Origin of the sequence: Symbiopectobacterium sp., assembly GCF_051710365.1 — a bacterium.
Taxonomy (GTDB): Bacteria; Pseudomonadota; Gammaproteobacteria; order Enterobacterales; family Enterobacteriaceae; genus Symbiopectobacterium.
The window spans coordinates 1-1,778 of record NZ_JBPETA010000336.1 but is presented as its reverse complement, the minus strand read 5'-3'; the positions used below and the strand labels follow the sequence as shown (position 1 = coordinate 1,778).

2 pseudogenes are annotated in these 1,778 nt (G+C 54.6%); both read left to right on the top strand.

What is annotated here, in order from left to right:
- Positions 1-987, top strand: a pseudogene (locus ACTBDZ_RS17540) (ATP-binding cassette domain-containing protein); the annotation flags it as partial.
- Between the two features lie 39 nt (positions 988-1,026).
- Positions 1,027-1,536, top strand: a pseudogene (locus tag ACTBDZ_RS17535) (4,5-DOPA dioxygenase extradiol); the annotation flags it as partial.
- Between the last annotated feature and the right edge of the window lie 242 nt (positions 1,537-1,778).

The following is a 1,778-nucleotide window of genomic DNA, read 5'->3' as shown; positions in this document are numbered from 1 at the left end:
GCTTGACGCTTTTTGGTCCGCTGACGCTGTCGCTTGAACCCTCACTGTGCGGCTTGGTCGGGCGTAACGGCTGCGGAAAAACATCGCTGCTGCGTCTGCTGGCAGGGCACGACGCCCCCCCCCCCCGCTTTCGGTCATATTGAACGCGTGGGCTCTCTGGCTTATGTTGCTCAGCAGCATAGGGTTCTATCAACCACAACGCTGGCTGAACTGCTGGGTTACCGGGACATTTTTGCCGCGCGTCAATGCGTCGAGGCAGGCGAGAACGTGGTTTTACGACAAGCTTGCCCAGCGACGCGGCGGCGCATTGGTGGCAACGCACGATCGTGAACTACTGGCGATGATGCCGCGCATTTTGGAACTGACCCCGACGGGTCTGCGCAACTAGGCGGCAATTATGATGACTATCAGCGGCAGCGCCAGGCTGAGCAGCAGGCTGCTCAGGCGGCATTGGAACATGCCACTACCGAGCGTCGGCGCACCCGAATGCGTTTGCAAAAAGAGCATGATGCCAGCCAGCGGCGCCCGGCACAGACCTTACGCACGGTAGATTCACTGAATATCGCCTCATTTGAGCGGGTGCGATACAAAGCGGCGGCAAAAGCGCGTTTAGGCACGCTGCGTAAGCAGCACCGTGAGCAAAATGATGTGCTTAATGCTGCTGTCTGTGAGATGCGAGGAAGGGTCGAGGAAGATAGCCCGATATTATTTACGCTGCCAGGTAGCCATCTCACACCCAATAAACCGGTGTTGGCGCTGGATGATCTTGTATTGCCCCACATCGCGAATGCGCCTTTCAACTGGAGGATGGATGGCCCGATGCGGGTAGCGCTGCGCGGTCCAAACGGCTGCGGCAAATCGACCATGCTCAAGGTGATGATTGGAGATGAAACGCCGGTATCGGGTGATTATCGCGTTTCAGTCACCACGGCTTATCTTGATCAGCATTTGTCGTGTTTGGATCTCTCGTTGTCGGTACTGGCACATCAATATGGCTCACTAAGGATACTTCTATGAATACTTCCCGGATGCCCGCAGGCGCTGTTTGATACTCAGTATCCGGCACCGGGATCGCCTGAATTGGCAGAGCGCATTCAACAGGCATTGGCACCGCTGCCAGTGATTGCTGACCACGAGCAGTGGGGATTTGACCATGGCTCCTGGGGCGTGTTGATCAAGATGTACCCGGATGCGGATATTCCCGTGGTGCAACTGAGCGTGGACGGTACGCAATCGGCAGAGTACCACTACCAGTTGGGCACCAAACTGGCAGCGCTGCGTGATGAAGGCTATATGATTGTCGCCAGCGGTAACGTGGTGCATAACTTGCGTATGGTGAAATGGGATGGCGATGCCACGCCTTATGACTGGGCGGTTTCCTTCAATCAGGCAGCGTTGTCGAACCCGACGCCCGACCACTTTTTACCGCTGCTCTATGTGCTGGGCAGTTGGGATGGCAAAGAGCCCATCACGGTGCCCGTCGATGGTATTGTGATGGGTGCCTTGAGTATTCTGTCGGTACAAGTAGGCGGTTAAGTTTGAACATCGGGCCCGCGTTTATACGCGGGTTTTTTTGGGGCTGATGATTAAAAATGCAGTGAGTGATTAGCCAAAATGAGCATCGTTAAAAGTATTCTCAGCGATGATAAGTTATATCCGTCATTCCGCACCTACTTTAAGAATAAATTCGACGGTATCGCTCGCCGAGAACATCAACGATGGTCTTGTGAATAGAATTGAGGTTGGATACTTGTGGTGGTCTGTCACCAATACTGAAC